Origin of the sequence: Mesorhizobium sp. ISC15 (assembly GCF_037162615.1) — a bacterium.
GTDB lineage: Bacteria > Pseudomonadota > Alphaproteobacteria > Rhizobiales > Rhizobiaceae > Mesorhizobium > Mesorhizobium mediterraneum.
Genome location: NZ_JAVSPX010000001.1, coordinates 4,232,561 through 4,254,748, shown reverse-complemented (window position 1 = coordinate 4,254,748; position 22,188 = coordinate 4,232,561). Strand labels below are relative to the sequence as shown.

Genomic DNA, 22,188 nt, shown 5'->3' with positions numbered 1-22,188 from the left:
GGAGAGGCGCGTGACGCCCGACGACAACACACCCGTCCTTTCCGGGGCGCCCATCCTTTCCGGGGCGCCCATCCTTTCCGGGGCGCCCGTGCTTTCCGGGGCAATCGGGGAATACCGCGAGTTTAATCCTCCGGCCGCACTCGAAGGGCATTTCCAGTGTGTCTGGTCCAATACATTGCGACCGGACGCGGGGAGCTTATCGGCCGTGGTTCCCGACGGCTGCGTCGACATCACCTGGATCGACGGCGATCTGGTCGTAGCAGGCCCCGACGTGGCCGTTGCCCTCTCTACGCTGACACCCGGCTCTACTGTGATCGGCGCCCGCTTCCGACCGGGTGCGGCAAGCCGATGGCTCGGCCCGCCGATGTCGGAGATCGTTGGCGGCCGGGTGGCGCTCAGCCACTTCTTGGGAGCGCTGGCGCGCGAAATCGCCCAGAGAATTGGCGATGCACCCTCCACGGCGGAGCGGGTGCGGGCGATGCAAGCGGCACTCTCCAGGATTGCGCCCGACGTCGAGCCGCCGCCTCCGGACATGGGATTTGTCTTCAACGCGCTGAAAACGGAATCCGCCGGTCCGGGCATGGCGGTGATCCTCGACCGGCTCGACGTCAGCCCGCGAACACTTCGCCGCCGCTGCCAGGAGGCTTTCGGCTATGGCCCGAAGACGCTCGACCGCATTCTCCGCTTCCAGCGGTTTCTGGGCCTGGTGCGGCAGTCGGCTGAGCCGCGCCTAGCCGATCTTGCGTTCGAGGCGGGTTATTCCGACCAGGCGCATCTGACGCGCGAGGTGCGGCGCCTGTCGGGCTTCTCGCCCGCGACGGTTCTGCGACAGCTCGGCGCCTGAGCTGGCCGTTTCGTTCAATACGCCGCCGCCAGTTCCGCCTAGTCTGCCTTCATTGGAAAGGAGGCAGATATGACCATCTACAAATCCCGCATCATCACCGTGTCCATCGACCGGGATTGGCGTGAAGTCTATGACTTCGCCTCCATCCCGGAGAATTTCCAGCGCTGGGCGGCAGGCCTCGGCAGACGCTTCGAGAGATCGGGCGAGGAATGGGCGGCGGAGGACCCCGACGGCCGGCCCATCCGCATCCGCTTCTCCCGACCCAATGAATTCGGTGTCCTCGATCACATCGTCTTTGCCGAGGACAAGGAAACCCGCAATGCGGTGCGTGTGGTTCCCAATGGGACCGGCGCGGAGGTCATGTTCGTGCTCTTGAGGACGCCGGACATGACGGAGGAGATCTTCGCTGCCGACGCCGACGCCGTACAGCGCGACCTCAACACCCTCGAGGCAATGCTCGAACGCTGAGCTTCCAAAGACCGCGAAAGGAGAAGATCATGGCCAAATCCAGCAACGACAAGCGCATCGACTATGTCGAGTTTTCCGTCGGCGACATCCCGCGTTCCCGCGACTTCTATGGCAAGGCCTTCGGCTGGTCCTTCAAGGACTACGGGCCGAGCTATTGCGAGTTCAACGACGGCCGCCTGACCGGCGGCTTCGCCCTCGGTGGCCAGAGCAAAGCGGCGGGCGGGCCGCTGGTGATCCTCTATGCCGACAAGCTCGACGAGACCCAGCGCCGCGTCGAGGAGGCCGGCGGGAAGATCGTCAAGCCCGCCTATTCCTTCCCGGGCGGCCGCCGCTTCCACTTCTCCGATCCGGACGGCTACGAGCTGGCGGTGTGGTCGGAGAAGTGAAGAGGTGGAGAGGGACGCCGGGCCCAGGTCCGGCGCCCCCATCAATTTTCCTTCTGCATGTCCGGCACCTCCGACGAAGGCACGACCATTTCTCCTACTGCGACTCATGCCGTTGGAAAAAATTAAGGACAAGCTAAAGTAGCGCTCAGCGAGAAAGCAATGCGCTGTTCAGGTCCTGTTAGTCGGCGCCTATGCCTAGAAAATAGCCAATCGCAATGCGCCTTGGGTGGCTAGTAGCTTGTGCTTTTCGAAGATCGCTAGCTTCTGCGGATAAGTGATCCGGACCTTGGCGTTGCACCCGTCGCATCTGATGTGCGCGATTGTTCTTAGCGCAGAGCCCTTCCTTACAGTCGGATGCGAGCAATCCGGACAAGCGAATGTGAGCGAAACATCAGACAAGTTTTCGGCTAAACCCATTTCCATCTCCCTCGCCAGCGCTCTGGCGACACCATTCAAAGCCGCCGCATGTGAAACTGATATGAAGGCGCTCACATAGTGACCGAAGAAGTTCGCTGCCCCGCAATCTGCGAGCCTCGCTTCGAAAGTACCAGACCGATTTCGGCCCCAACTCGGGCGAGTCTCAATTTGCAATTTAGATGTCAATCCGATTGCAATTTAGATGCCAATCCGATGGTGCCAAAACGGGACGAGGCATGCCGAGAAACTTAGGAGACCGAGCGCCTCTTCGAAAGGGTTGGACGGGCCACCAAGGATCCGATTGCGCGGCTGGCTACCGCTGCGCTGACCCCTCGTCAAAGGGGCAAGCGCTGCTGTTTAAGCGATGTAACAATTATTGTCCGATTGCGTGGCGTTCGCATCGTATAAGGCTGGCCTGAGGACCATCGCATACCGCACCGCGCATGACGGAACCGACACGAACGACAATACGGCAAAGACTGTATGCCTTGTTGATCGCCGGCCTGGGCGGGCTGGCCGCATCGGCAATCTCGTTTTCGATGACGCTCTACGAAGCTGCCCATCCGCCAAAGGTGCCTGTTGTGCAAGCAGGCCAGCAGATCGATACCGGTCGCTGGTTTGTGACCTTACTAACGGCACGTGTCGGAACAGTGCCCCCGACAGGCGTTCCCCCATCACAGCCGGTGCAGCTTCTGATGGTGGATCTGGATGTAGTGAACCGTTCCGCCACTCCCAACAACGTGCTCTACCGCGTCGTCACACTCGGCGCGCCGGCGCTAAAGCTGCCGATGCCAACGGCTTTTCTCGATCGCGACAAGTATCTGGCGGGATATTTCAACCCCAACATGCCGGAACGCACGACGATGGCTTGGGAATGGCCGGCCGGTGTGCCCGTGCCGGACAAGGTGACGATCACCGTCACCGGCCAGATCTACAAGCTGCGCGACAATCTTTACGGCGCAAGCGGGTGGTACGACCGCGATCCCGTTGCGACGGTCGATCTGCCGGTGGAGAAGGCGCCATGATGCGCATGGTACGTTCGGCGCTTGCGCTGCTGTTCGCTGCCGCCGTGCTCTACGGCATGCAGCACACGCGTCCGCTTTACAGCGACATTACCTCGCCGATCGTCTCTTCGGGCGGCATGAACAAGCGTGTGGAGGCTAGCGCGTTCGCGCTTTCGCTGGACAGCGCCAGGGTGGCGCGTGTTCTAAATGTCGAGACCTTCGGGAAGTCAAAGACCTACACGAGTTCCGGCGTATGGGTTGTGGTGGAAGGCGAGGCCGAGGCGAAATTCGCGACCTTGGGCCTCACATCGGGCGAGTGGCTGAGCAGCAGCGGCGTCCGTTATGTCCTGACCGACCGGGTGCCGGCGACGATCGAAATGATGCCAGGCGATGCCTACCATCCCGGCCTGCCACGCCGTGTCCTTCTGATGTTCGAAGTGCCGGAGGATGCCGTCGCCGGCGGGACCGTGGTGGTCGCACGCACAAAATTGTTGCCGCTCGACGATGAGATCCGTATCGCCACGAACGTTTCCGACAAAGACATCGAGCCTGCGATCACCGTCCGCCGCAACCAGGAAGGACCGCCATGGACAGTTCTCCCGCAAAGGTGATGTCAACGCGGCGAGGCTACTGGCTGAGCATGATGGCGCTGGTGGTTGCGCTGCCTGCCGCGCTGGCCGCGCAGACGTGGGGAAGCATCAAGGACTGGCGCTCCCAACATTTGCGTCAGCCGGTATCTGGAACCTTGGAGCAACCGATCGACTATGCCGGCGCAAGCTGGACCGTGACGCGCCTCACCAGGCTGGCAGGCAGCGAGGGAAGCGCCGTCGTCCTTGCGGAATTCGAGGCTCTCGCTGCTGACCCGAAAGCGCTCGGCGCCGTCCCATGCCAGGTGCGGCTTTCCGATGAAAGTGGTCGCGAATGGCAGCCAACCTTGTTTGCCGATCCGGTGGTCAGGAAGCAATATCCGGACGCCCAGCAACGGTCCCTGTGTGGTGGCAGCGCGTTTGCGGCGACGGAGCCCGGCAAGCCGGCCCGGATGGCTGCCAGCTTTTCGATTCCACCTGCAGCGAGCAGCCTCACGCTGTCGATCGCCCTCTATTCGGCGCTGCCAAATTATCTCAGCGTCAGCGAACCGCGGACCTGACGCCACTCGCTTCGCCAGCCGTGGCGACCGCGGTCTCGAGCACGGCTGCAAGCAGCGCGACCCGGACCGCGTCGAGCAGGATTCCCCCGTCGAGATCGCTTGGGCTGCCGATGAACAGGCTGATGGTATCGGCGAAGATCTGCCAGGTTGCGAGATCATGCGCTCCGATCAGCCTTGTCAGGCCATACCACATCCAGGCGCCGACCCAGGAGATCGCCTGATAGGCGATGACGAAGGTGACAAGCGTGGCAAGGCCGGCACTGAGCGTCAACTTGAGGCAAGTCCAGACCGGCGAGTAGCGGCTGCGGTAGCCGCCAACGAAATGGGTCGCGAAATCCTTCAGCCACCTCTGCCAGGAGGTCGTGCGCAATGGCGCAGGACCGGGAGCGGGCGCGGAAAGTTCATAGCCGTTGATGATCGCGGCCATCACCAGCCAGACAATCGGCAGCAACGCGAAAAAGAAAAGATTCTGAAGCTGCTCTCCGAAGGGAAGCGGTCGGAATTCCGCGGGAACGAATTGGTCGGCCGCAGCCGCCGAAGTTACTGGCGCAAGCAAATCGAGGCTGAGCTGTTGCAGCGCCGCGCCTGCGCCGAGCCAACGGATGAACTGGTCTTTCCATTCGCCGAGCGCGTAGAGACCGATGAAGACCCAAGTTGCGTCCGTCGCCACGATCAGCAGCCGCCAGTAGGGGTGAGAGGCGCGCGCATTCAGTCGCTTGGCGGCAAAACGCACCAGCCAGCAAATGACGATCGACAGTACCACGCCGCTTGACTGAAGAATGGCGAAGATGTCGACGCTCTTGCCGAGTTCGGCTTGGGCCAGCGCCATGCGCGAATATTCGCGAACCGTATCGCCAAGGAAACCCCAGGCAGCATAATAGGCAAAGAACGGCAGGATCGCGGCTGCGGTAATCGCCAGGATCGGCTCGCGTTTTGTTAGGTCCGCTTCCTTTTTCGCTTTTTGTCTCAGCGCCGCCACCGCCGGCATATGCGGCCGGAGCACCACGAACATCATCACCAGTACCATCAGCTTGGCGAGAATCACCAGCGACAGCATGACCATTCCGCCCAGCGGGAATTGGAGACCGATCGTCACGGCGCCCTGTAGCAACAGATCACGAGCGATCATACCGAGGCAGCCGACAAGCAATAGCTGCGGCCAGCACCGGACAAGAAACCGCGCGGTTAACGCCAGCGGCCGGAATATGTCGTCAATCGTCGTGGTCATCGCGTCAGGTGGCTTTCGCGCTCCGCTCGTGGACTTTTCAATACGTCGTTTCGCCAGACGGTCCGCATCCATTCCTGCAGACCGTTGCGATCAAATTCAAACCCACGGGTTTGGATTTGATCGAAGGTAACGCAAGTTTACCTGATACGCCTTTCCGGCTTGACCGGTGGGCCTGTGAACCAAGATCCGGAGGTTCCCAGCTTTGGAGAATAGCGGCCAAGATGACCGTCTTTCAGCCAAATCGGCAGCACCTGGTGACAGCATTTCTTCAAAAGCCCGTACTTTTGCAGGGTTTGTGCACTTAGGGCCGGGTTGTATTGGCGGAGGGAGTGGTCGTCGAAGAGCCACATCGGGCGCCGATGTCGGCAGGGTGAAGTGCTAGTCGGTCAGGTTAGTAAAATCGTGGCGGCGCGCGCGAACATGTGCCAGCAAATTCGTTTCATTGACGACGCCGGACTGAAAGAGAGTGAGCGTGGTCGAGGCCAGAATCTGACCGTCTATCGAGGTGCTGTACCATTTAGCGTCGGCGGCTATCTGGTCGACCACCCTCTGGCAGATCGCCCGATCTTCAGGTCTCAGGAACTGGCTTTGCGGTGCTCGTAGCATCTCGACGCCTTTAAAAGTGGAGTTACTGTGTCTCCCACGCGACACAATGCGTGGTCGCGGACAATGGACCGTAGACGCATTCCGACAGAAAATTGCCATTCATTTGAGTGGTGCACGCGGGGCCTTAGTCAAGATGTCGCTAAATGCGAGACAACGCGCTTCGCTCAAGCGGGGACGGCCCAGCGGCTTGGTTGCGGGGGGGACTGGCAGCTGGAGGCCGCTGGGCCTGACCAGCGAGCCTTAAGATACTCGCCTGGCTGGCGAATACATGCGCTCAAGCTAATGGAATCGAAACGTGCGAACGAACTATGTGGCGATAATTCCGCTGTGTAGAAGCCACAAGGTGCCCCGCAATGGGTCCATACATCTGGAACCGCAATTGCACGGTGTGGGGAATGGGGTGGAGGCCCGTCGCTTCGCAAATGTAGCGGCGGGTCTTCTACATACCGGTCGCGTCCCAGCCTACGCACTCCCGTCCGTTTCGTGGCAGCATCCGGATGGCCGGCGCCGCTTGGGGGGCGTGGGGTAAGAACGCTTGGCGGGCGCCGGCCAGGCGGTTGGAGTCCGCCGCCGTTGAATAGTACCGAACTCGGCAATTCAAATAATTCTAATTCCATGATCGGGGAATGTCAGCGATCGACGACGCTCAGTCCTTTGCATCGTCATCGTCTTGCAGAGAGCCTTCGTTTTCATCTGCCGGCCTTTCTAACCCGGCCAGTTGCCGGTCGGCCATTTCTTTAGCGAGGCCCACCAAGGCATCGACCTCTTGCATCTGGTCCACGTGACCGCCATTGGCGACGCGTTTCCGGATCCTCTTCAGTTGGTCAGAGGTTCGTCGTAACATCTCGGCGATAGACGGCTTCTCGGCCACGCCTGCATCTCCTGCACCCCAACCCTTGAGACGCGCAAGCGTTCCGGCCCGAAACTTTTTACGGCAAAAGTCGACATTCAATCGACCCGCTTTTAATCCGGGTCATGAAGTCCGCGCAATCCGCGGCGCAAGTTCGAGGGGCCCGGCAGCCCTATTGGGGGGGACCATCAGCAGGCCGCCGGGCCTTGACCACCAGCGAGCTTAAGAGGAGGCGCTGTGCTGGCTGAGCAAAACCTGCGCTCAAGACAACGGAGTAGCATCATTCGAACGAACACTTTCGTCCATCTGGATCTCGTTGTTTTTGATGCAGGCCTCGCCGCCGGCAGGTGAGGGGCGGGCGCCGCTGACTTCTTAGTCGCCCCCCCGGGGACCGCCGAACTTGACGCCGGCTGCTTCGAAAGCGGAAAGGATCGCCACGACCTCTGGCATGTACGCACCACCTAAAATGCCGTGTCTTGCGGGCAGAGTTTACGTCTGCCCGCCTAAGTCCTTGGATGCGAGCCCGGCCTTTTTGAGCGAACCGAGGAAGAAATCGACGTCCTCTGGTCGAATGATCCGCCTCGCAACCTCCTGCCGGAGGTTCTTGATCAAACCTGGCGCGTGTTCTTCAAGCCAGACACGTTCGCGCCGGGCGTCCGCCTCATATCCGCCCTCGCCGAAAATCGCGGCCGCGATGGTGTGAAAGTTGGCATTGCCGGGAAACGTGGTTTTCCTGATCCACATGGCCGCCTGCGGATAATCGCCGCGAAAATAGGCGCAAAGGGCAAGCGCGGTCTCGTAATAGGCTAAGGGACCCGGGTTGCGCGTGTGAGCTTCCGCGACCAGCGGGCAGCCGTCGTCCCAGCCTCCTGAAAGCGCCAGCCGATATCCGTACTCGCCCATCAGTTCGGTGTCGTTGGGGTTGATGTCCAAGGCACGCTTGCCCACTAGCAGCGCCGCCTCGATCTCTTTGCTGAAATAGAGCGCGAACATTTCCGCCTGCAGGCCGCGGATATTGAGCGGGTCCAGTTCCACGGCCCGCCTGGCCGCGGCAAGAGCGCGAGCGACCGAGGCCGAAGTCGCGGCTTCGTCGGAAGGAAAGAGGAATCGAATCTCGTCGATATAGGCCTGCGACAGCAGACCCCAGGCCGTGGCGTAGCCCGGGAAGCGCTCAACGGCCTTCTCCAGGCACGCACGCACCGCTGGAAGTGCCCTTTGATCGAGCTTTGCGCGGTAAGCGTAGAAGGAAAGCGTGCAGGAATAGGCAGCCCAATCGTCGGGAGGATTCAAGACGTTGAGCGAGGCGTCCGCCTGAAAAATCACGCCGTATGTCTGGGCCAGGCTCGTCGCCACTTTCTGTGCGATACTGGCCTCGGTCTCGATAAGCGCGGCGACTTTCGTCTCTCCATCATAACTGTCCGCCCACAGGACCGAGCCGTCGGCGCGGTTGATAAACCTGATCCGAAGCCGGAACGCATCGGCCGACAGGTGGACGCTTCCCGCAAGAACAAAGCGCGACGGCGCGACCGAGTTTTCGGGAGATTGGACGACGATGACGTCCTTGAACTTAGAGAGTTGCCCGACAATTTCCTGCGTCAATCCGCTCGCAATCGCCCTGGAGGCTTCCGTTCCTGAAAGATCCTCAAACGTCTCGACCAACAGTCGCGGAATCTCGGGCGAAGTCGGGCGAACGCCGCTCCTCGCCAATCCCAGTGCCAGAACAGCCAATACCGCGACGGTAGCCGCAAGAACCACCGTCAGCCATGATGCCTTCATCCATCGAGCAGGGGTCGGGACTTTTTCTGCCCACTCAACCGGCAAGGCCGGCTCAATGATCTCGGCGGGCGATCGCACCGAGAACGTTGGAACGTAACCGCCTTTCGGGATCGTGATGAGAATTGGATCGGCGTGTCCGGCAGTCAGGTAGTAACGTTCGAGCCCGCGCCGGAGGTGGCCAGCCTCGATCCGGACAATTGGATCCGTCTGCGGGTCGAAGGACATATCGCGGCCGAACACTTCGACAGCGATCGAATAGGCCTTGATGCGATCACCGCGACCCTCCAACGTCTCTTCCACCACATGGCTGAGGAAGCGGCGCTCGCGACCGGTTGCATCGAAGTCCGCACTGTTGAGGATCAGGGCAAGCTGGGCACGACAATCCTCTGGGGCGAGCCAATGCTCCCTCCCTGCGGCTGGTTCCGCCCGAATCACCTTGGTTCCCTCACCTGACGTTCTGGGAGGATTTACTCCCAGTTATATTTTCTTTTTTCGCCGGTTACCTCTCGTCGCGTAATCTATATGCGCGAGCCAGTTCTTGCAATACTCCTAATAGTCTGAACGGATAACGTCCGGATGACGGCGACGATTTGTGCAGTGCAGCGGCGGACGACAACGGATCAATAGTCAGGCGGCCTCACCGGCAAGCGCAATTTGAATTTGCGATTTTATAGGGCTTGGTGCCCACCGCGCTCGCTATGGTTGTTCAGAAATTACCCTGTTGCCCACGTAACTTACATTCCGCAGCCACCTCCATGCGCTAGGCTACGGTGGTCCAGGGAAAACACGAATCTGCGCCATGAGGATGGACGACGAACCGGCTGATAGACAAAGAGCGGTCTCGGCGGCGGTACGTCGGTTCCCGCAGTTTGAATTGGCGATCCATCGGCTGATGGACCGAAGTGAGGGCTTTCAGGATATGTGCGAGGAACTTGCTGAGGCGGAACTCGCACTGTCGAGGATCGACAAGATCCCGCCGGCATTGCGCGAGTCCAGACGAGCCGAATGGCAGGAACTGGTGGATCGGTTGGTTGGGGAAGTCGGAGCCGTGCTGCACGCGGACGCTGCCCGCAAATCGCGTGTCATTCCTTGGCCACCACGGTGAGAGGCAAGAACTATTCGGGGGCTGACTTGGAATTTCTGTCTGGCAAGCGATCTCTACAAACTATGGCAGCCTTGCTCCCGGCCCTGCTTGTCGTCACCGTCGCGTCAGCCCAGGACGACACGCAGGAGCTCGCCAAGAAGTTATCCAATCCGATCGCCTCGCTGATCAGCGTGCCGATCCAGTTCAACTACGACAGCGGCTATGGCCCGAACGATGGTGACAAAGCCTATGTCAACGTGCAGCCGGTCATCCCGATCACGCTCAACGACAACTGGAACCTGATATCGCGCACCATCTTGCCGATTGCCTGGCAGCACGACATTGCAGGACCATCCGGCGACCAGTCCGGGCTCGGCGACATAAGCCAAAGCCTGTTCTTCTCGCCTTCCCAACCCACGGCGAGCGGGATCATCTGGGGTGTCGGCCCGGTGTTTCTGTTGCCCACTGCGACTGATCCGTTGCTTGGCGGGGAAAAATGGGGGGCGGGACCGACCGGCGTCGTCTTGAAGCAATTCGATGGCTGGACGGTCGGTATGCTGGCCAACCATATCTGGTCATTTGCAGGCGACAGCGAGCGCAGCGATATAAATTCCACATTCCTGCAGCCTTTCGTCTCTTACACGACGAAGGACGCCTGGACGTTCACACTCAATACCGAGAGTGCCTACAATTGGGAAACGCATCAATGGTCGGTCCCGATAAACGTCCAGGTCTCGAAGCTGGTTGTGATCGATAAGCAGCCAATCAGCCTCTTCGCCGGTGTGCGATATTGGGCGGCAAGCCCCGATAGCGGACCCGACGGCTTCGGATTCCGCACCGGAATTAGCCTGCTGTTCCCGAAGTAGAGCCAAGAACAAATGACCCGCTGTCGACATGAAAGACGATCGGAATCCGATATCCATTGGCTGAGCAGCGCGAATGCATATACGGTCGCATCGGGACATGAAGTGAAAGACGGAAATAGAGGGGACTTTATATGGGAATGATCCGAGCTCTCGTGTTGGCCTCGGCGGGAACAGCGGCAGCGCTGGGTGCGGTGCCGGCGATCGCCGCTGACGCTGCGACGCAACTTCCTGAAACCGCACCCGCGCCTGCTGAAGCCGCGCCAGTCTGGACCTTCACCGCAGAGCCCTATTTCTGGATGGCAGGCATGAAGGGCAGGGTCGGCGTCAGAGACCTGTCGCCGGTAGATATCGATGTCGATTTCAGCCAGATTTTCGACCACATCGATTGGTCTCCCCCACCGATCATGCTTGCCGGTGAGGCGCGCAATGGCCGCTACGCTCTCTTCACTGACGTCATCTACCTGGGACTCGAGGCCGATGGCACGTCGGCCGGCCCGTTGGCTCTTTCGGCCGAGGTGGACATGAACACGGTGGTGTGGACCTTCGGCGGCTCCTATCGGGTCGTCGACAATGGCACCGCAACCTTGGACGTTTTGGCCGGCGGACGGCTCTGGTACCTGGATACGGATTTGACTGTTACTGGCCCTCTCGGCGTAAGGGAGGCCAGCGGCAGCAAGACTTGGGTCGACCCCATTGTTGGTGTGGCCGGCGATGTTGCTCTCGGTAATGGATTCGGACTCCATGGCGAGGCGGATGTCGGTGGCTTCGGCCTTGGCGCCGACATCGATTGGCAAGTGCAGGGCACCCTTCAATACCGGTACAGTGATTCGGTCACGCTGGAAGCGGGCTATCGCTACCTTGCCGTAGACTACGAGGACGACGGATTTGTGTTTGACATTGCAATGCAGGGACCAATCATCGGCGCCAGATTTCGGTTCTGATTGGATTTGAGCCTGGGATTATTTCGAAACGGGAGAAGAGTTTGGGAAACTGTTTCGTGAGTCTGTCCAAAGTCAGGCGTATCAGCAACGTTTTGTTGGCGTCGGCGTTGGTTGGCCTGCTGTGGGGGTGCGCGTCCCGTCCGACGAATGTGCTGCTGCCCGTGGCCGATACCTCGCCTTCCTCCAGCAAGGTGGAGATGCTGGTCGCAACGACACGCAGTCGTTCCTCCAATCCGGCACAAATGTATACGGGCGAGCGCGGACTGGCCCCCTCGTTCGCGGAAATTACGGTTTCGATCCCTCCGGCATCGGTCCGCAAGGTTGGAGAGGTCGCATGGCCCAAGAAGCTGCCATCAAACCCGGCGACTGATTTCGCCGTCGTGCAGGCCCAAGAATTGACGCTCCAGACAGCGAAGGGGTGGCTTAGCGCCTCCGTCAAGAAGAGCCCGGATCACAGTGTCCTCGTCTTTATTCACGGATTCAACAATCGCTTTGAAGACTCGGTCTATCGCTTTGCGCAGATCGCGAAGGATACGGACACGCAGAGCGTCCCGATCCTGGTCACATGGCCCTCCCGAGGCAGTGCGCTGGCGTATGGCTACGATCGTGAAAGCACCAACTACACGCGAAACGCGCTCGAACTGCTGTTCCAGTATCTTGCACGCGATCCCGAAATCAAGGAAGTTTCGATCCTCGCCCATTCGATGGGCAACTGGCTTGCGTTGGAAGGCTTGCGCCAGATGGCCATCCGCAATGGCGGCCTTCCGGCGAAGTTCAAAAACGTCATGCTGGCCGCGCCAGACGTCGACGTCGATGTTTTTCGTACTCAGATTGCCGACATGGGCAAACAGCACCCGCAGTTCACCCTCTTTGTCTCGCAGGACGATCGCGCGCTCAAAGTTTCGCGACGGGTCTGGGGCGATATCCCCCGGCTCGGATCGATTGATCCGGAACAAGCTCCATACAAGGAAGAACTCGCCAGCAACAACATAACCGTCATCGATCTGACGAAAGTCAAATCCGGCGATCGTTTGCATCACGGCAAGTTCGCCTCGTCACCGCAGGTCGTGCAACTAATCGGCGCGCGAATGGCCGGCGGCCAGACGTTGACCGACAACAGAGTAGGCCTGGGCGACACGATCATTCACGCAACGACCGGTGTGGCGGCAGCGGCGGGCAGCGCGGCAGGGTTGGTGATTGCAGCACCTGTTGCAGCGGTCGATCAAAACAGCAGAGAAAATTTAGGCAATCACATCGGCGCCTTGACGGGCTCCCAGACCAGCCAGAAATCGAGCGCTGGTGACAAGAATTGCGCCCTGCCAGCACCATCCGCGAAGAAGTGCAAGTCATAGTGCTTTGAAGGGGCACCCCCAGATCTATGTCGCCGGATGGCAAAACTGGGAGACAACGCGATGAAACTCAGTCGACGCTATTCTATTTCTCGGCGCTAGCTCTTGGGGGTCCATCACTTGGCTCCAGAAGCGCGCAGGCTGCTGAAACCCTACACCTGGCTTTCCGATGGTTGGATAACTACCGCGTCCTTCACACCTATTTCGTGAACACCAAGAGCCCGGAGTACAAGGCGCCTTGGAACCAACTCGCCCGGTCCGCGCGTCTGCACCCCGACGCCATAAATGCACGGATTCCAGGACACCGGCGCGAATGCTCAGAATGGGTCAATGTTGCTGAAAAAGTCCGCGACTAAGCCAAGCCAAGTGGGACGCTTGCCGCAACCGCGCCCAGCGGAACCATGGTGCTCCGCGTCACCCAAGACATACACCGCGCCCGGTGCCCGACTAAGCGTCGGGTGGAACAGAATTGCCAATTCTGTTTCAAACGCCAACCTTGCGTTCCGGACCCAAGAAAGGCAACTGAGTGGTCAGAGCGGAGTCACTGCGTGAGGCACTTGTGGCCCATTGCCATTGCCTTGTAAGTCCCCTTCAGATCGACGACAAAGGCTCCCTTGGTTTCCGGAAACACGGTCATTTTATATTTCTTCGCTACGTCGCGCTTGAACTTCGGGTCGTCTGTCAAGATGTAGCCGCCAGAGTATCCGCCCTTGAGTTCGCCGCTCGTGCTAGTGGCCACACCACGATAGAGATGGCCGTCAATGGAGACGAAGATGTCCGACTTGGTCCCGTTCTGAAGGCCGATATCCTCTTTGGTGAACACGCCAAGATAGCCGACCTCCCGATTTGCGGTAACGCCCATTTGCACCGAACTTGGGCCATCTGAGTGCACGATCAAGCAATCACCGCGGGTTTGATTGGCATAGACGGTCCAGCCCTCGACGTCGTCCCCGTATCGGACAAGCACATCGCTGGCCTTGGGAAGGGGGTTTTGATCTTGTGCGTAGGCTGCCATCGCAGTCGAAAGTGCTACTGACGTTGCCGCGATGCGTGTCATGTATTTTCGCATTGCTATTCCCCTTGTGTGCAGGCTGAATTGTTCTTTGGCTACGGGCACCATTTGCTCCAGAGGCTGCTGTCCTCTTGCGGGGCGATGGGATATGACGGCTGTGAGTGACCTTGGCCGATCGGCTCACGTCAGGGAACGTAACTAACTGTAACCTACGGGCTAGTACTGGCCCAGCGCACTGCGGACCGTTCAGTCCTTGATGCCATCGATAAATGGCGGTTGGCACGCATACGAACGCCGCCTAACATCTTGCCGTCCGACCATGTTCGTCAGAACGTCCGCAACGACGGCATGATGTCCGGTTTGCCCCGAGTTCGGATGACGTGGACAGGACCGCGCAGCTCTATGGCGTGTACCTCACGCCTCCAAGGGGGCCTTGCTCTTTTTCAGGGTTTGGTTTGCCTGATGAGCAGCGGCCGCAGTCTCCCCGCCACTCTCGACGTGAACGGTGGGAACCGCGATCTTGATACCGTTTTCCGCGAATGCCGCCTTGATCATCATGAAGGCGCGCCGCTTGATGCCGAATTGGGTCCCCGGCTTCGTCGTCAACTTTATCCTCAGAACAATCGCGTAGTCCCCGAAATTGTCGATGCCTTGCATCTTGAGCGGCTCGATCGTGTCGGCCGCAAATTCAGGATCGGCTGCCAGTTCCTGGCCTATCTTCTTGATGAGCTTGCGCGCCAGGTCCACGTCGGAATCATAGGTCACACCGATCGTGATCTTGTCGATCACCCAGTCCCTGCTCATGTTCTGGACCGCCCCGAGCTCACCGAACGGGACGGTATAGATGGGGCCGCGATGATGACGCAGACGCACCGAACGCAGGCTGAAGGATTCGACCGTGCCTTTGTAGCTGCCGCTCTGGATGTATTCACCGACCCGGAAGGCGTCGTCCATCATGTAGAACACGCCGCTCAGCACGTCCTTGACCAGGGTCTGCGAGCCGAAGCCGATGGCGATGCCGAAGATGCCGGCGCCGGCAATCAGCGGGAGTATCTGCACGCCGAGCCCAGCGAGGATCGTCAGCGCGGTGACCGCGGCAAGGAACACTGCAAGCGCGTTGCGGAAGATCGGCAGCAGCGTGCGCAGGCGGCCGCTGCGTGCGATCTCGTCGGCGCTGCTCCCATCCGCCGGCGCGAGGTTCATGCGGTATTCGATCAAGGCCTTCGACAGTTGCCAGAGCAGGTCGGCGATCAGCAAAATGATGATGCCGTTGAGCAGCCCGGTTATCAGGAAGCCGTCAGTTTCGCTGCCGGCGAGGCTCGCGGCCCTGATCCGCCAGATATAGGCGAGCCATGCGACCGCCGCGGCAATGACCGCCGCCCTGGCGCCCCTGACAATGAGCACGTTGAGTACGACGCCCATCGCGCCGCTGCGCTTCGACCTGCCGGCGAGGGCCTCTGCCGCGGCGCCAACCCCGCGCAAGGCTGTCGGCAGCACCAGGGCGAAAATCCCAAGCCACAGGACGCCGAGCAGGCCGGCGACCCAAGCCCCCCAGAGCACGATCAGGAACAAGGTGAGAAACGATTGCTTGACCAGAGAGCCTCGCCCGTCGGGCCGTTGCCAGACGACCTCGATTGCGGTCGCCAGAATGCCAAGCCCGAACAGGAAGGCGACGAGCTCTGCAACCTCAGGAGAGAAGCCCAGGCCAGGCATGAGGCTGGCGATCGCCCAGCCGAACAACAGGAACCCGGCCACAAGGCTGACTCGCCAACGCCAGAAACGGGTCGAAGCCTCGCTTTCGAAAAGCGGAGTCGGCCTGTCCGAGGGGGCGCTCGTCGCACCGCCGAACGCAAAGAGCAATCGGGCTGCCGCGCGAACGACACGGAACGCGATGAACGCAAGAAGCAGGGTCAGAATGATCCTGCGGAGAAAGGGTGGCCATCCCAATGCCAAGAACGAACCGGCGCTGGCGAGCGCAAAAGTCAGCAGGGCGACAGTCTCCAAGAGGATCGCTTGTCCGGCGTCTTCCTGAGCAACCGCGCTCCTCGTCCTGGCGAGCGCTCGTCGGACCGCCCACTCGCCTCCGAATCCGACCGCGATCAAGACCGCCAAGATGCCCATAACCAGCCCTGGCCCGCCGGAGTTCACGTCACGCGAGACAATTTCGGCGGCGCGCGACAGTTCTTCCGGGAGGCGCGGGATCGCGGCGCCGAGCGCACCGATACGGGCACGAATACCCGCCTCCAGGCTCAAGATGTCCTCGGAAATGGACAGGCCGGGCTCGTCCGTGGCCGCTGGAATCTTTCGCTCGAGCCATGCCCTTAGTTCCGGATCGGACAAAAGCTCGAGGAACTGCTTTGCCTTTTCGGGCGGAAGATCGGGGGAAGGCTGTTGAGCTAGCGAAGTTCCCTGCAAGAGCGCTAGCAAGAGCACGACGACAACTGGCAAGAACCCGAGCCGTAGCTTGTTCTTCATGAGCGCCTCGAGTTTCGAATGCCGCAGCTGCACATATTGGCTCCTCGCCCTTTTATGGGCAGCTGTTCTGGCTGCATGCTACGTCTCCGGGGAAGGGTGGCTGCAAGCTAAGGGCGCAGTCAAAATCCATCGGACTCTTTGTGCCGCTAAAAAACGGACCACGAGTCCCAGAATCGGCGTCCACCGTTGGATTGTCGCTCACAATAGTCGCCCCATTTTGCTGCCCAACGCCAATTATGGTGTTCGCCGCTTACGGTCACAAGCAGAGATTATCGGTTGGCATCACAGCCCTTGCGAACGGTCGTCTCGCTTTGGGCGGCTACGATCAATTCACATAGATGACGACGTAACGGCCGCCATAGGGCTGGTAGTATGTCCCGCCGCACTGCCAAACCGTAGCTCCGTTGATGCTGGTCTGAGAGCAGGCGGGGGGGAGCGCCGCCACGTATATCGTCGAGCGGCGGACGACCCGGCGCGTTGTGCGCCGCGCAACGCCGGCGACGCTGCCGGGCGTAAGCGGCCTGCCGACGCGCGCTTCCGCGCTGGAAACGATCGAACCTGCCGGAATGAAGTAACCGCCCATCAGGCTATCGGTTATAAGAAACGCCATCATAACAGCGGCGACGAAGAGATGATTACGGATGCACCGCGCGTTCATTTGCTGCCCTCCAGTACAAGTTCGCCAACTTCGTCGGAGTCTATCCGCTCCAGCTTTTTCGCGTCGGCCGGAGGCTTGAACGAAAACAGCTCGGCGTCGACCTCACCGGCTTTCCAGTTGCTGAACCGCAACGAATATTGCGGCGCGCCCGTCACCCATTTGGTGGTGACCACATATTTGACAGGCAGTTTCTGGTCGCCTTTGCTGATCCAGATCTGCCAGTCCACGGCGTCATTGCGAAACGCCAGTTGATCGCATTCGACGCCGCCGACAAAAGCGTCGCCGACCAGTCTCCCCGACGTAACGCCTTCGGTCAAAACGGCATAAGGATCGGTGACTAGAAAATCGGCGCCCGCAACGTCGAGCCCGGTAGACACCCTGAATTCCTCGACCGCCTCATCAATCGACGCGCCAGGACTGTCCAACTGCGCATAGACGTTCATGCCCTTGCCGTGGACAGAGATTACCTTGCCGTCAAAGGTGAGTTCCACGTCGGCAAAAGGGCCTTTGCGGGTCATGTGGAAGCCGTCGCCGCGGGACGCCTGGACGGAGCCGGAAGCGCTGTACTGCAACTTCTGGCCGGCCAGGTCGACGATCTCATGATCGGTGTCATAGTCGACCGTGAACGCCTGTAAGCTTTTGAGATGGTTTGTCATGGCCACAAGAATACCGTCGGCATCGGCGTCGATGACGTTCTGACTCCACGACGGCGAAACGGAAAGTGCCAGCCCGATTGAGATTGCCGCTATTCCGATAGATCGCGGCCGCGATCTAAGGTGCGACTTCAAGATTGCCTGGTTCATGTTTCATCTCCAATCCAGTGCTCGGCGATTCTTATTCGGGAGCGTGATCCGGGTTCGCTTCAGCCCAACAGCGTAGGTCCGCCATCAAACTGATCGGTTGGCTACAATCATCGACGCCGAAAAGTTTGAGGCGATCGGATTCGACAGTTCTTGGCCAGTTCTCTACTGCTTATCAATTTTCGGATCGCAAAATTCGGCATGCGGAAGGCGTCGCTGAATATGCCTGCTCCCTGCCAGGAGGTTTGCCGTTTGCTGCCATAGTGCCATCACCTATGCGCTAGAATGCGCATAGTCTTTTTGATGGTGCCAGTATCACTATGTAAGTTACGTAGGCGGACTGTTGCTGGCGAAGCTGTATCCGCCCCATGGCCGAGGATCGACACGCTTGTGGCAGGCGGTCCCCAACAACCCGCAACGCCTTCCCGACCCAACCAAGCTATTGCGCGATATCGCCACCGGGGCTGGGCCTACCCTGCGGCTCATTGTCGTGTCGAGCTAGACCGTATCCTTGACAGCCCCGCTTTCGATGCAACCGAGCGGATTCTGCCCGTAGGTTACCGTTAATTACCTTCCGCCCCGGGCGGCAATAGGCAAATCTCACGAAAGACGATTTTGCCGAAGGCATGTTTGATGATGGCGCTCCCGAGGGGCGCTGACCTGGAGGAGACATCAAACTATGACCAATCTTGCCTACGCCGCGCAGCGCTACCTGTTGTCCATCCTCCTGTTACTGGGGGTCGCAGCCTCTGCCACCGCGCAGAATGCCGATCAGCTTCCGTCTTGGAATGACGGAAAGGCCAAGCAGTCCATCGTCGCCTTCGTCGAACGTGTAACTGCGGAAGGCGCGGCAGACTTCGTGCCCGAAGCAGAGCGCGTCGCCGTCTTCGACAATGACGGCACGCTGTGGGGCGAGCAACCGCTGTACTTCCAGCTCCTGTTCGCACTCGATCGGGTCAAGGCAATGGCGCCGCAGCATCCGGAATGGAAGGACAAGGAGCCCTTTGCCTCGTTACTGAAGGGGGACATCAAGACTGCGCTTGCCGGTGGCGAGCCGGCTATCGTGGACATCGTCATGACCACGCATTCCGGCATGACCACCGACGAATTCGACCAGATCGTCCGCGACTGGGTTGCCAGCGCCAAGCACCCGAAGACCGGCCGGCTTTGTACGGAAATGGTCTACCAGCCGATGCTGGAGCTGTTGAGCTACCTTCGCGCCAACGGTTTCAAGACTTTCATCGTCTCCGGCGGCGGCATCGATTTCATGCGCCCATGGACGGAGAAGGTCTATGGCATACCGCCCGAGCAGGTCGTCGGCAGCAGCGGCAAGACCAAGTTCGAGATGCGCGACGGAACGCCGGTGCTCATGCGATTGCCGGAAATCAACTTCATCGACGACAAGGCCGGCAAGCCCGTCGGCATCCACCATCACATCGGCCGGCGGCCCATCGCCGCCTTCGGCAATTCCGACGGCGATCTGCAGATGCTGCAATGGACCTGTTCCGGTCCCGGACCGCACTTCTGTCTCTATGTGCACCACACCGACGCGGATCGCGAATGGGCCTACGACAGGGATTCTTCCATCGGTCGCCTGGACAAGGGTCTCGACGAAGCCGGAATCATGAGCTGGACAATTGTTGATATGAAAGCCGACTGGAACAAGGTGTTCGCGTCGGAGCCTTGATGCTTATCGCGGCCTGAAGCGCTGCATTCGAAGAGGAAGCGACACGAAGCCATGACAAGCCTTGCCGAATGGCCAACACGTGGCAGGGCGAAATCCCGTGGCGGAATGTCTGCGAGGAACCGCCGCGTTGCACGCAGAACGTGACAAATATTGCCAAAAAGGCCCGGCGCAAAGCCTGCCCGGACAAAGACAGACAGGGAGGATCGAAGCATGACGGGCAATGACTTGTTGAAGGTCGGTGCGGCGGCGCTGACGCTGCTGCTTGCCGGGTTTGGTTCGGCGCACCCTGTCCTTGCACAAGAACAGGTCGCGGCGGCTTCGGGCGATGCGACGACTTCGCCGGAGCCGCTGAGCGCCGACGAGATGGAGGTGCTGGTGGCGCGGATTGCGCTCTACCCGGACGAGCTGATCGCCGTGATCACCGCGGCTGCGCTCTATCCGCTGCAGATCATCGAGGCGGCGCGCTTCCTCGACCGTTACGAGAAGGACAAGAGCCTGAAACCCAAGGAGAGCTGGGACGGTTCCGTGGTGTCGCTGCTCAACTATCCCGACATTGTGAAGATGATGAGCGACGACCTCGAATGGACGCAGACGCTCGGCGATGCCATCGCCTACCAGCAGAAGGACGTGCTGGTTGCCATCCAGCAGCTGCGCGACGAGGCGGTCGCCAAGGGCGTCATCAAGACCGACGACAAGATCCAGGTGGTCAAGGCGAACGACAACATCGTCATCAAGTCGGCGAGCCCCGAAGTGATCTACGTCCCGCAATATCCGCCGCAGATGTTTTATGAGCCGGATTACGTGTGGGAACCGATCCGCTATTATCCCGATCCTTACCCATACTATGTGTACCCGGGGGCGACATTCTTCGCCGGGGCGGTGACCGGCGCCATCTGGGCCGCCGCCGTCGACTGGGATGATTGGGGCGTGTGGGGTGGCCGCTGGAACGGCAACGACATCAACATCGATTGCAACAACTGCTTCAACAACCGCGACTTCAACGGCAATATCAACATCAACGACGTCGACTGGAAGAATGTCGATCGCAGCAAGATCAAGATCGACCGCGATCAGTTGAACAAGTTCGACCAGAACAACATCAAGAACAGGATCGAGAAGAATGGCGACAACGCCATCCGCGACCGCGCCCGCGACATCAAGAAGAACGACAGCCTCGCGAACAGGGCGCCGGGCAAGACGGCGGGAACGAGAGACATCCGCAAGAGCACGCTGGACGGGCTGAAGGCGAAGCCCGCCAACGTCACCCGCCCCGCCAAGCCCGCCAACATCCAAAAACCTGCGGCCAGGCCTACCGCCAATCGCCCGGCGGCGAAGCCGGCCAAGGTGAACCGTCCGGCTGGCAAGCCAAAACCTGCGGCACGGGTCGACAACCGGCCGAAGAAACCGTCGGGTCTTGGCAACGTCGATCGCGGCAAGGCGACCAAGGTCAGCTCCAACCGTGGCCACAAGTCGATGGGCGGCGGCCAGCGCGGCGGTGGCGGCCACAAGCAGATCAAGCGCGGCGGCGGCGGACGCCGGCGTTAACGGAACGGGAGGACAGGATTATGACACAGATGTTCAGCACCACCCGTCACACGGGAGTTTTGCATACGATCCTTCTCCGCTCAGTCTGTGCCGTGGTGCTTGCAGCCGGCATCGCTGTCTCGCAGCCGGCATCCGCGCAGGAGGCGCCGCAAGCGCCGGAGATCACTGCGTTTGCGGCCGCCGCCGAGCCGCCCGTCTTCGACACGCCGGAAGCGGCTGTCGAGGCGTTCAAGAAGGCGCTGGACGACGCCGGCAACGGTGCGGTTGCGGCCCTTCTCGGCCTCGATGCGGAAAAGCTGAAGGCCGACGAGAACTCGGACGAGACGCTGGTGGCGATCAAGGAGGGTGTGGCCAAGCAGCTTGTCCTCGGTGGCGAGGGCGACCGCCGCACGCTGCAGATCGGCGACAAGCTGTGGCCGCTGCCATTTCCGCTCGTCAAGGGCGAGGACGGCAAGTGGGCTTTCGACACCTATGCCGGGCTCGAAGAGATCGTGAACCGGTATGTCGGCGAGAACGAGCTCACCGCGATCGAGACGATGCGCGCCTATGTCGACGGGCAGGAGGACTATGCATCGCAGGACCGCGACGGGGATGGCGTGGAAGAGTTCGCGCAGAAACTGATAAGCTCTGAAGGCGCGACCGACGGGCTCTACTGGCCGACCGACGACATCAACGGCGAGAGTCCGGCCGGTGACGCCGTTAGTGAGGCCGAGCTCGAGGACGCGGCCAAGGGCGAAGGCTATTTCGGCTACAAGTACAAGGTCCTGACCGGCCAGGGCGACCATATCGCCGGCGGTGCCTACGACTACGTCATAAACGGCAACATGATCGCCGGCTTCGGCCTCATCGCCTGGCCTGCCAAATACGGCGAAACCGGCGTGAAAACCTTCGCCGTCAACCAGCACGGCGTGGTCTATGAGACCGACCTCGGCCCAACCACCGAGCAGATCGTCAAAAACATCGACCGCTTCAACCCGGACGATACCTGGCAGGTTGTGGCCGACTGAGAGAAAAGCGTTTTAGTGAAGAACACGCTGCAGAGGTC

Annotated in this window: 21 protein-coding genes; 13 read left to right on the top strand and 8 right to left on the bottom strand. The window is 60.3% G+C overall.

Features of this window, described 5'->3' with window-relative positions:
• The first annotated feature begins 10 nt into the window (after positions 1-10).
• The 6 genes from RPG13_RS20535 to RPG13_RS20510 all read left to right on the top strand — a co-directional run bounded on the left by RPG13_RS20535 (position 11) and on the right by RPG13_RS20510 (position 4,266).
• On the top strand, positions 11-844 hold the full coding sequence (locus RPG13_RS20535; protein WP_337125833.1) for a helix-turn-helix domain-containing protein: 834 nt from the start codon (positions 11-13) through the stop codon (positions 842-844).
• Positions 845-913: 69 nt separating this feature from the next.
• A complete protein-coding gene (locus RPG13_RS20530; protein ID WP_337125832.1) occupies positions 914-1,312 on the top strand; it encodes an SRPBCC family protein in 399 nt (132 codons plus the stop codon).
• Between the two features lie 29 nt (positions 1,313-1,341).
• Positions 1,342-1,698: a VOC family protein gene (locus RPG13_RS20525; protein WP_095486789.1), complete on the top strand. Its 357-nt coding sequence runs from the start codon at positions 1,342-1,344 to the stop codon at positions 1,696-1,698.
• Positions 1,699-2,603: 905 nt separating this feature from the next.
• Positions 2,604-3,140 carry a hypothetical protein gene (locus tag RPG13_RS20520; RefSeq protein ID WP_337125831.1) on the top strand — a complete coding sequence of 179 codons (537 nt, stop codon included), beginning with the start codon at positions 2,604-2,606 and terminating at the stop codon, positions 3,138-3,140.
• On the top strand, positions 3,137-3,730 hold the full coding sequence (locus tag RPG13_RS20515; RefSeq protein ID WP_292672398.1) for a hypothetical protein: 594 nt from the start codon (positions 3,137-3,139) through the stop codon (positions 3,728-3,730). Before RPG13_RS20520 ends, RPG13_RS20515 begins: the two co-directional genes overlap by 4 nt.
• A complete protein-coding gene (locus RPG13_RS20510) occupies positions 3,706-4,266 on the top strand; it encodes a hypothetical protein (protein WP_337125830.1) in 561 nt (186 codons plus the stop codon). The genes RPG13_RS20515 and RPG13_RS20510 overlap by 25 nt, the downstream gene beginning before the upstream one ends.
• On the opposite strand, the gene RPG13_RS20505 is transcribed toward RPG13_RS20510, so the two are convergent.
• The 4 genes from RPG13_RS20505 to RPG13_RS20490 all read right to left on the bottom strand — a co-directional run bounded on the left by RPG13_RS20505 (position 4,247) and on the right by RPG13_RS20490 (position 8,951).
• Positions 4,247-5,395, bottom strand: a complete 1,149-nt coding sequence (locus RPG13_RS20505) for a hypothetical protein (protein WP_337125829.1) — start codon at positions 5,393-5,395, stop codon at positions 4,247-4,249. The two genes, RPG13_RS20510 and RPG13_RS20505, sit on opposite strands and share 20 nt — an antisense overlap.
• A gap of 477 nt (positions 5,396-5,872) precedes the next feature.
• The gene (locus RPG13_RS20500; RefSeq protein ID WP_292672392.1) at positions 5,873-6,040 is read right to left on the bottom strand and encodes a hypothetical protein; all 168 of its coding nucleotides are present in this window, start codon (positions 6,038-6,040) and stop codon (positions 5,873-5,875) included.
• A gap of 706 nt (positions 6,041-6,746) precedes the next feature.
• Positions 6,747-6,971, bottom strand: a complete 225-nt coding sequence (locus tag RPG13_RS20495) for a hypothetical protein (RefSeq protein ID WP_127294933.1) — start codon at positions 6,969-6,971, stop codon at positions 6,747-6,749.
• A 468-nt stretch (positions 6,972-7,439) separates the two neighbouring features.
• Positions 7,440-8,951 (bottom strand): hypothetical protein, encoded by a 1,512-nt coding sequence (locus RPG13_RS20490; protein ID WP_337125825.1) that lies wholly within the window; start codon positions 8,949-8,951, stop codon positions 7,440-7,442.
• Between the two features lie 580 nt (positions 8,952-9,531).
• Between RPG13_RS20490 and RPG13_RS20485 the strand changes: the two genes are divergently transcribed.
• From RPG13_RS20485 to RPG13_RS20470, 4 genes are all read left to right on the top strand, one after another.
• Positions 9,532-9,831: a hypothetical protein gene (locus RPG13_RS20485; RefSeq protein ID WP_337125823.1), complete on the top strand. Its 300-nt coding sequence runs from the start codon at positions 9,532-9,534 to the stop codon at positions 9,829-9,831.
• 62 nt (positions 9,832-9,893) lie between these two features.
• A complete protein-coding gene (locus RPG13_RS20480) occupies positions 9,894-10,676 on the top strand; it encodes a transporter (RefSeq protein WP_126106610.1) in 783 nt (260 codons plus the stop codon).
• A gap of 131 nt (positions 10,677-10,807) precedes the next feature.
• Positions 10,808-11,617, top strand: coding sequence for a hypothetical protein (locus RPG13_RS20475; protein ID WP_337125820.1), 810 nt, complete (start codon positions 10,808-10,810; stop codon positions 11,615-11,617).
• Positions 11,618-11,679: 62 nt separating this feature from the next.
• Positions 11,680-12,969, top strand: coding sequence for an alpha/beta hydrolase (locus tag RPG13_RS20470; protein ID WP_442921391.1), 1,290 nt, complete (start codon positions 11,680-11,682; stop codon positions 12,967-12,969).
• A 538-nt stretch (positions 12,970-13,507) separates the two neighbouring features.
• On the opposite strand, the gene RPG13_RS20465 is transcribed toward RPG13_RS20470, so the two are convergent.
• The 4 genes from RPG13_RS20465 to RPG13_RS20450 all read right to left on the bottom strand — a co-directional run bounded on the left by RPG13_RS20465 (position 13,508) and on the right by RPG13_RS20450 (position 17,914).
• Positions 13,508-14,035, bottom strand: a complete 528-nt coding sequence (locus RPG13_RS20465) for a hypothetical protein (protein ID WP_337125819.1) — start codon at positions 14,033-14,035, stop codon at positions 13,508-13,510.
• A 357-nt stretch (positions 14,036-14,392) separates the two neighbouring features.
• Positions 14,393-16,453 carry a mechanosensitive ion channel family protein gene (locus tag RPG13_RS20460; RefSeq protein ID WP_337125817.1) on the bottom strand — a complete coding sequence of 687 codons (2,061 nt, stop codon included), beginning with the start codon at positions 16,451-16,453 and terminating at the stop codon, positions 14,393-14,395.
• A gap of 325 nt (positions 16,454-16,778) precedes the next feature.
• Positions 16,779-17,111 (bottom strand): hypothetical protein, encoded by a 333-nt coding sequence (locus RPG13_RS20455; RefSeq protein WP_442921345.1) that lies wholly within the window; start codon positions 17,109-17,111, stop codon positions 16,779-16,781.
• On the bottom strand, positions 17,108-17,914 hold the full coding sequence (locus RPG13_RS20450) for a DUF2092 domain-containing protein (protein ID WP_337125816.1): 807 nt from the start codon (positions 17,912-17,914) through the stop codon (positions 17,108-17,110). Before RPG13_RS20450 ends, RPG13_RS20455 begins: the two co-directional genes overlap by 4 nt.
• Before the next feature lie 676 nt (positions 17,915-18,590).
• Between RPG13_RS20450 and RPG13_RS20445 the strand changes: the two genes are divergently transcribed.
• The 3 genes from RPG13_RS20445 (at position 18,591) to RPG13_RS20435 (ending at position 22,150) form a co-directional block, all read left to right on the top strand.
• Positions 18,591-19,598 carry an HAD family hydrolase gene (locus RPG13_RS20445; protein WP_337125815.1) on the top strand — a complete coding sequence of 336 codons (1,008 nt, stop codon included), beginning with the start codon at positions 18,591-18,593 and terminating at the stop codon, positions 19,596-19,598.
• 210 nt (positions 19,599-19,808) lie between these two features.
• Complete coding sequence (locus RPG13_RS20440) at positions 19,809-21,143, top strand: DUF3300 domain-containing protein (RefSeq protein ID WP_292221775.1); 1,335 nt, start codon at positions 19,809-19,811, stop codon at positions 21,141-21,143.
• A 20-nt stretch (positions 21,144-21,163) separates the two neighbouring features.
• Positions 21,164-22,150, top strand: a complete 987-nt coding sequence (locus RPG13_RS20435; RefSeq protein ID WP_337125812.1) for a DUF2950 domain-containing protein — start codon at positions 21,164-21,166, stop codon at positions 22,148-22,150.
• Positions 22,151-22,188: the final 38 nt, after the last annotated feature.

Bases quoted from the DNA above. Each gene is read 5' to 3' on its own strand.
- RPG13_RS20490 (WP_337125825.1), bottom strand. From the start codon at position 8,951: ATGTCCTTCGACCCGCAGACGGATCCAATTGTCCGGATCGAGGCTGGC.
- RPG13_RS20435 (WP_337125812.1), top strand. From the start codon at position 21,164: ATGACACAGATGTTCAGCACCACCCGTCACACGGGAGTTTTGCATACG.
- RPG13_RS20480 (WP_126106610.1), top strand. From the start codon at position 9,894: ATGGCAGCCTTGCTCCCGGCCCTGCTTGTCGTCACCGTCGCGTCAGCC.
- RPG13_RS20525 (WP_095486789.1), top strand. From the start codon at position 1,342: ATGGCCAAATCCAGCAACGACAAGCGCATCGACTATGTCGAGTTTTCC.
- RPG13_RS20450 (WP_337125816.1), bottom strand. From the start codon at position 17,914: ATGAACCAGGCAATCTTGAAGTCGCACCTTAGATCGCGGCCGCGATCT.
- RPG13_RS20445 (WP_337125815.1), top strand. From the start codon at position 18,591: ATGACCAATCTTGCCTACGCCGCGCAGCGCTACCTGTTGTCCATCCTC.
- RPG13_RS20485 (WP_337125823.1), top strand. From the start codon at position 9,532: ATGGACGACGAACCGGCTGATAGACAAAGAGCGGTCTCGGCGGCGGTA.
- RPG13_RS20465 (WP_337125819.1), bottom strand. From the start codon at position 14,035: ATGCGAAAATACATGACACGCATCGCGGCAACGTCAGTAGCACTTTCG.
- RPG13_RS20505 (WP_337125829.1), bottom strand. From the start codon at position 5,395: ATGATCGCTCGTGATCTGTTGCTACAGGGCGCCGTGACGATCGGTCTC.
- RPG13_RS20440 (WP_292221775.1), top strand. From the start codon at position 19,809: ATGACGGGCAATGACTTGTTGAAGGTCGGTGCGGCGGCGCTGACGCTG.
- RPG13_RS20510 (WP_337125830.1), top strand. From the start codon at position 3,706: ATGGACAGTTCTCCCGCAAAGGTGATGTCAACGCGGCGAGGCTACTGG.
- RPG13_RS20460 (WP_337125817.1), bottom strand. From the start codon at position 16,453: ATGAAGAACAAGCTACGGCTCGGGTTCTTGCCAGTTGTCGTCGTGCTC.
- RPG13_RS20475 (WP_337125820.1), top strand. From the start codon at position 10,808: ATGGGAATGATCCGAGCTCTCGTGTTGGCCTCGGCGGGAACAGCGGCA.
- RPG13_RS20530 (WP_337125832.1), top strand. From the start codon at position 914: ATGACCATCTACAAATCCCGCATCATCACCGTGTCCATCGACCGGGAT.
- RPG13_RS20455 (WP_442921345.1), bottom strand. From the start codon at position 17,111: ATGAACGCGCGGTGCATCCGTAATCATCTCTTCGTCGCCGCTGTTATG.
- RPG13_RS20515 (WP_292672398.1), top strand. From the start codon at position 3,137: ATGATGCGCATGGTACGTTCGGCGCTTGCGCTGCTGTTCGCTGCCGCC.